This is a genomic window from Pollutimonas subterranea (assembly GCF_002849655.1).
GTDB classification, from domain to species: domain Bacteria; phylum Pseudomonadota; class Gammaproteobacteria; order Burkholderiales; family Burkholderiaceae_B; genus Pollutimonas; species Pollutimonas subterranea.
In genome coordinates this window covers 109,381-116,100 of the sequence record NZ_PDNW01000014.1, presented here as the reverse complement: position 1 = coordinate 116,100, position 6,720 = coordinate 109,381, and the positions used below count along the sequence as shown (strand labels likewise).

Here is a 6,720-nt window from a genome sequence, read left to right as displayed (position 1 = left end):
TCATTCAAACATCTTTATGCTCGGCGGCGAGAGCTATCGACTGAAGCAGAAAACATCCAGTTAGCAAAGAATGGGTGGGTCAATTTTATTGGCCAATAGTGGGTCAAAAGTAATGGCCATTGACAGCTCGGCCCCGAAAGTCGCTGCAACAGGACCCCACAGGACCTGCCCCGCTGTGGAATGGAAGCTTGAGAGGACGTCGGCAAGATCGACTCCTAGTGGTAAAAATAGTGCGATAGCGTGAAGTGCCGTTGCACTTCGGCCGTCCTTGCAACCTTGGGAACTTATGCGATGCAGCCGTTGTGGGGGTGATGGGGATATTGGCGACTTACGTGGCCCCCCAGCAGGACGTAGGCGAAGGGAGTCCCGAAGGGGACGGACGAGCCAGGCCGTGCTGGTTCGGCGCGAAGGCGCCGAATAGGATCACGTGGAGCAAATATCCCCATCACCCCCACAGCGGCGTGTTCAGCAAGACGACAAAGCAGCACGCACGTTAAACCAGAAAGCTATCTAAAGAACTCGGTTGCGTCAAACAGCATGCATGCAATGCAAAAAAACCTCCAACGATAGTTGCTAAGCCCGTTCCTTCAGCAACTTCGCCGCGGCAATCGCGAAGTACGTCAGCACACCGTCGCCGCCTGCCCGCTTGAACGCCAGCAGCGACTCCATCATCACCTTGTCATGATCCAGCCAGCCGTTCGCCGCGGCCGCCTTGATCATCGCGTACTCGCCACTCACTTGATACACATACGTCGGCATTCCGAAAGCGTTCTTGACGTCCCGCAGAATATCCAGATAAGGCATGCCGGGCTTCACCATCACCATATCGGCGCCTTCCCGGATATCGGCGGCCACTTCGCGCAACGCCTCGTTGCGATTGGCCGGGTCCATTTGATAGGTGAACTTGTTTGACTTGCCCAGATTGGCCGCCGAACCGACGGCGTCGCGGAAAGGTCCGTAGAACGCACTGGCGTACTTGGCTGAATAAGCCATGATGCGCGTGTAGATATGCTGCTCGGCCTCGAGCGCCTGGCGTATCGAGCCGATGCGCCCATCCATCATGTCGCTGGGCGCAACGATATCGACGCCTGCGTGAGCCTGCACGAGAGCCTGGCGCATCAGTATCTGGACGGTGGGCTCGTTCAATACATAACCGTTCTCGTCCAGGACGCCATCCTGGCCGTGGCTGGTGTAGGGATCCAGCGCTACATCGGTCAGCACACCGAGCTCGGGAAAGTTCTTTTTCAGCTGCGCCACCACGCGAGGTACCAGGCCGTCTGGATTGGCTGCCTCGATGCCGTCTGGCGTCTTCAGGCTTGCGTCGATCACAGGAAACAGCGCAATAACCGGTATGTCGAGCGCTACGCATTCCTCGGCAACCTTGAGCAGGGTGTCGGGGGAGTAGCGCAGCACGCCGGGCATGGAAGGGACCGCTTCCTGGATGCCTTGACCTTCCATGACGAAAACCGGATAGATCAGGTCGTGTGCGGTCAGGGCGTTCTCGCGCACAAGACGGCGCGAAAATTCATCGCGGCGATTGCGGCGCGGGCGAGAGGCGGGAAAGTCGGCGGAAAGGATAAACGATGTCATGGAACAACCTTTGGAGAAATCCAGTTCTCGATTTGAGCAGCGGCGGTATCGAGCCCTATGCGCTTGGTGGCGGAAAATGGCATGGCGTTCAGCGCGCCGATATCGGCCAGTTCTTTCTTGACGGTAGCCACGGCCTTGATGCGCTGGCCATAGGGAAACTTGTCTGCCTTGGTCAGCAAGGCCAGGACCGGGATGCGCGTGGGGGCGATCCAGTTCGCCAGACGGCGATCGAGTTCGGTTACGCCGCGCCGGATATCGATAAGCAGCACGATGCCGGCCAGCGAGGAGCGTTCGCGCAGATACCCGCCCAGAACGTCGGCCCATTCCTCGCGGGCTTCGCGGGCCACTGACGCATAGCCATAACCTGGCAAGTCGACCAGGAATCCCAGATGGGCTCCAGAGTCCATGGGGTCGGGAATACCGAACAAGTTGATGAGGCGGGTACGCCCTGGTGTTTTACTGGAGAAAGCCAGGCGGCGTTGATTGGTCAGTACGTTGATGGCGGAAGACTTGCCACAATTGGAGCGGCCCACAAAGCAGACTTCAGCCGTGGTGGGAGGCGGGAGCTGGTCGAGACGGGCCGCCGAAACGGTAAAAGAAGCGCGATGCAGAATGGACACAGGAAGTACCTAGTACGGTTTAATTTAAACGCTATTGTATAATCGCACGTTTGAAACAGTTGCGTCATCTTCGTTAGGGCAGTCCTTTAACGGAATTGGCATTGTCATCGTGGTGTTTACGACACCCGGATCGAATAGCGATCGTCGAGGTCTTCATGAAGCGTGTGCTTTCCAGAATGGTAGTTGCCAGCAGCTTGTTGCTGGGATCTTCCGTAGTTTCCATTGCTTATGCAGCCGATATAGCGGTTGCCAAGCCCGATGCCGCCAAAGGCGAACAGCTCTTTGCCAATGGCGACGCCGCCCGCGGCATACTGGCCTGTGCCAGTTGCCATGGCGCCGCAGGCAACAGCACGATTCCGGTCAATCCGAATCTTGCCGCCATGCCGCATGAATACCTGGCCAAGCAACTGCGCGACTTCAAGTCCAAAGACGGTACCGCGCCTGCCGCGCGACGCGGCCCCAACGGCGCCCCGTCCATCATGACGCCTTTCGCAGCGCCGCTGACACCCGAAGATATCCAGAACATTTCTTACTACCTGGCGCAACAGCCGCTTGATCCCAAGACGGCCGCCACGGCAAGCAACGAAGCCACTATGGAACGCGGGCAGCATATCTGGCGCGGCGGCTTGCCTGATCGCAAAGTGCCGGCCTGTGCGGGCTGTCACTCGCCCAATGGCGCTGGCGTACCAGGTGCCTATCCCCGGCTTGCCGGCCAACACCCCGCCTACATTGCCGAGCAGCTCAAGTTGTTCCGCAGCGGCGACCGTGCCAATAGTGCTCCCATGCACGATATCAGCGACCGCATGTCCGATGCCGACATCGCAGCGGTGGCCGATTACGCGGCGGGTCTGCGTTAATTTGACATGATCTTTCGGGAACGTATCCCGCAACGATAGGTCTAGAATAGGGGAAGGCTCCTTTGCCGTCCCCTTTTTTATGAAGTTTGCCTTGTGAAATCTACCGTTTCCACGCGTCGCACTGGCGCAGACGTCTTCGAATTGCTGGGCTCGATGCGTTTTGCCGTCAGCCTGCTCATGTTCATCTGCGTGGCCAGCCTGATCGGCACTGTACTCCAGCAAAACCAGGCGGCCAATACTTACATCGATAAGTTCGGGCCTTTCTGGTTTTCAGTCTTCGACAAATTTTCCATCTGGCATATTTACAATAGCTGGTGGTTCCTGCTGATCATGGCCTTCCTGGTGGTTTCCACCTCCATCTGCGTGTTCCGCAATTCGCCGAAGATGCTGCGCGACGCCCGATCATTTCGCGAGTATGTCCGCGGCAGCAGCCTGCGGTCTTTCCATCATCGGGTTGAAGCCACGTCCGCGGCAAGCCCCACTGAAAGCTTGTCGGTCCTGCAACAATGGCTGGGCTCGCAGGGTTATAAATTCAAGGTGCGCGAGGACGGCGACAGCCTATTGCTGGCGGCCAAGAAAGGCAGTGCAAATCGATTGGGCTATATCTTCGCCCATACGGCTATTGTAGTGATATGCGTGGGCGGACTGCTCGACAGCGAGCTTCCGGTGCGTTTGCAGGTATGGCTGGGCGGCAAAGTGCCGATCACGGAGAACATGCTTATCTCACAGGTTCCCGATTCGGGACGGCTGTCCGACCGCAATCCCAGTTTCCGCGCCAATATGCTGATTCCCGAGGGGTCGCAAAGCAGCAGCGGTGTCGTCAGTGTCGACGAGGGCGTCCTGGTGCAACCGCTGCCCTTTACCTTGAAGCTTAATAAGTTTCTTGTCGATTACTACTCAACCGGCATGCCCAGCAGCTTCAAAAGTGAGGTCGAAGTCACCGATCCGGAAACCGGCGAGTCATTTAGCCAGACCATCGAGGTCAACGAACCCCTGCGTTATAAAGGCGTGACGGTATACCAGTCAAGTTTTGACGATGGCGGCAGCACGCTGCAATTGGTGGGCTATCCATTGGTCGGCGCGCGCAACCAGCCCTTCGACATCAATGGAGTCGTGGGAAAGCCGACGGAAATCACTGTGGGCGGCGCTGGCCGGCAAACCCCACTTACTATTGATTTTTCAGGCCTGCGGGTCATCAACGTCGAGAATCTTTCCGGCGACGTGGCGCCCCAGCCTAAGCAAATGATGGATCACGTGGCGTCGGTGACCGGCAGCGCGGCCGGAGCCAAGAACGAAAATATGAAGAACGTGGGTCCCAGTGTCCAGTACCGTATTGTCGGCAGCGACGGGCAGGCCCATGAATACACCAACTACATGCTGCCCTTGATGCTCGACGGTAGCCAAGTATTTTTGGCTGGTGTGCGTGAAACGGCGTCGCAACCTTATCGGTATATCCGGATTCCGGCCGATGCCGAGAGTTCCATGGACGAGTTCATGGCGCTACGCGCGGCACTCGCGGACCCAGCCCTGGTGAATCAGGCGGCCCTGCGTTTCGCACAAAAGAATGCAAACCAGGAAATGCAGCAACCCTTGTTGCAGAAAGCGGCTGTCGGCGCCCTGGAAACCTTCTCCAAAGCGGGTTTCAATGGCATTATCGAAAAAGTCCCCGAGCAGGATCGTGAAAAAGTCCTTGGCTTCGCGGTTCCCATGATTCAGCTATCTCTGTCGGAGCTGCATGATATCGTACGCGCGCAGGCCGGCAAGCCACCGATAGACCGCCAAGGCGCAGCGGCTGAGGAAGCCGACAAATGGATGCAAATGTCTTTATTGGCCCTGGCGAATCTGCCCGATTATCCGGCGCCGGTATTCATGGCGTTGAAGGGTTTCGAGCAAGTCGAGGCCAGCGTTTTTCAGGTCGCGCGCAGCCCTGGCAAGAACACGGTTTATCTGGGATGCCTGTTCCTTGTCATTGGCGTGTTCTCCATGTTCTATATTCGCGATCGCCGGATTTGGGTATGGATACGGCCGGCCGGGCAGGGCAGCGACATGCTAGCGGCCATGACATCACAGCGGCGTACTCTGGATTTCAATCATGAGTTCGACCGCTTTAAAGAGGCCTTCAAACGCCTCTCTACGTAACGAGGTTTTCTCTATGTCCGAGTCCATCATTAAATCCGATATTCCGATGTGGCAAGAGTCCATGACCGCCAGCGGGGATTCCCGAGGCAGTCGGGGCAAACCCGACTGGACTGATATCGCGTTCTTTCTGCTACTGACAGCGGGTGCTGTATTCGCCTTAAGCGCGTACGGCGACAGCATGGATTATTACGAAAAGCTCATTCTTGCCGGGGCAGTAGTGTGGTTCAGCTGGATGGCGTGGCTATGGCGCCCCTTGCGTACCATCATGCTGGCCAGCGGCTTGAGCGCCTTGTTCGCCATCTGGCTGTACAGCGATGGCAGCGGGTTGGCCAACGGCGATATCACGCGTGCCGAGAACGTCTTTTTCCTGCAGTATCTGTTTTCTTCGCAGTCCGCCATCTTATGGATGTGTGCGCTCTTCGTACTGGCCACGATTTGCTACTGGATCGGTATTTTCAGCTCGACCGCCGCCTGGGTGGGCACGGCCCTTACCTGGGGCGCCGTGTACGCCGGGGTAACGGGATTGCTGGTGCGCTGGCGCGAGGGGCACTTGCTGGGCCCTGACATCGGTCATATCCCGGTCAGCAACCTGTACGAAGTCTTTGTGTTGTTTGCCTTGATTACGGCGTTGTTCTACCTATATTACGAGCGCCGTTACGCGACACGCGCCTTGGGCGGATTCGTGTTGCTGGTCATTACGTCGTCGGTGGTGTTTCTCCTCTGGTATACCTTCACCCGCGATGCGTTCCAGATCCAGCCCCTGGTACCAGCGCTTAAAAGCTGGTGGATGAAGCTGCATGTGCCAGCCAATTTCATCGGCTATGGCACTTTTTCCCTGGCTGCCATGGTCGGGTTTGCCTATCTTGTCAAAGAGCATGGGCAGACGCGGTCCTGGGGTAAGCTTGTGCCGGTCTTTGTATTGGGCGCGGTTCTTTGCGCCGAGCCCATGATGTTCAGCTCGGGCGAGCTGTCAGCCACATGGATGCTTTATTTCGGTATCGGTGCGCTTATTGTGGGGACTATTCTGGCGTTTCGCCGTCCTATCGCCGACAAATTGCCCTCTCTTGAAATTCTCGACGACATCATGTACCGGGCGATTTCAGTAGGCTTTGCCTTCTTTACGGTTGCCACTATTCTGGGCGCGCTGTGGGCGGCTGACGCCTGGGGCACCTATTGGCAGTGGGATCCCAAAGAAACATGGGCCCTCATCGTGTGGCTGAACTATGCCGCATGGCTGCACATGAGGCTGATGAAGGGTCTACGGGGCACGATGGCCGCTTATTGGGCCTTGGCCGGCTTGTTGATCACCAGCTTCGCCTTCCTGGGTGTAAACATGTTCCTGTCCGGCTTGCACTCATACGGGGAGTTGTAGACAGAGTTTGCCGGACGAAGCCCAGATCCTGACACAGAGGCCGCGACGCGACCGGTTAAAGGCCGGTATCGTCGCGGCCTTTGAATTGTAAGAAATAATGCTAGCAAATTAATACAATTGCTTTAAAATCAGTATCAAGACG

The 6,720-nt window shown here is 57.1% G+C and carries 5 protein-coding genes; 3 read left to right on the top strand and 2 right to left on the bottom strand.

Features of this window, described 5'->3' with window-relative positions; translation table 11 throughout:
* Window positions 1–573 precede the first annotated feature (573 nt).
* Both hemB and yihA read right to left on the bottom strand, forming a co-directional pair.
* Complete coding sequence (gene hemB, locus CR159_RS15745; protein WP_102074917.1) at window positions 574–1,590, bottom strand: porphobilinogen synthase; 1,017 nt, start codon at window positions 1,588–1,590, stop codon at window positions 574–576.
* Entirely contained in the window at window positions 1,587–2,210 is a 624-nt protein-coding gene (gene yihA / locus CR159_RS15740; protein WP_102074916.1) for a ribosome biogenesis GTP-binding protein YihA/YsxC, read from the bottom strand. Before yihA ends, hemB begins: the two co-directional genes overlap by 4 nt.
* A gap of 155 nt (window positions 2,211–2,365) precedes the next feature.
* Here yihA and CR159_RS15735 point away from each other — a divergent pair, with 155 nt between their 5' ends.
* From CR159_RS15735 to ccsB, 3 genes are all read left to right on the top strand, one after another.
* Window positions 2,366–3,067, top strand: a complete 702-nt coding sequence (locus CR159_RS15735) for a c-type cytochrome (RefSeq protein ID WP_199173337.1) — start codon at window positions 2,366–2,368, stop codon at window positions 3,065–3,067.
* 153 nt (window positions 3,068–3,220) lie between these two features.
* Complete coding sequence (locus CR159_RS15730) at window positions 3,221–5,206, top strand: cytochrome c biogenesis protein ResB (protein WP_102074926.1); 1,986 nt, start codon at window positions 3,221–3,223, stop codon at window positions 5,204–5,206.
* A gap of 13 nt (window positions 5,207–5,219) precedes the next feature.
* Window positions 5,220–6,578, top strand: coding sequence for a c-type cytochrome biogenesis protein CcsB (ccsB, locus tag CR159_RS15725; RefSeq protein WP_199173336.1), 1,359 nt, complete (start codon window positions 5,220–5,222; stop codon window positions 6,576–6,578).
* Window positions 6,579–6,720 lie beyond the last annotated feature (142 nt).

What these genes read in the sequence shown, in the direction of transcription:
- hemB (WP_102074917.1), bottom strand. Translation starts at nt 1,590, where the DNA reads ATGACATCGTTTATCCTTTCCGCCGACTTTCCCGCCTCTCGCCCGCGC.
- CR159_RS15735 (WP_199173337.1), top strand. Translation starts at nt 2,366, where the DNA reads ATGAAGCGTGTGCTTTCCAGAATGGTAGTTGCCAGCAGCTTGTTGCTG.
- CR159_RS15730 (WP_102074926.1), top strand. Translation starts at nt 3,221, where the DNA reads ATGCGTTTTGCCGTCAGCCTGCTCATGTTCATCTGCGTGGCCAGCCTG.
- ccsB (WP_199173336.1), top strand. Translation starts at nt 5,220, where the DNA reads ATGTCCGAGTCCATCATTAAATCCGATATTCCGATGTGGCAAGAGTCC.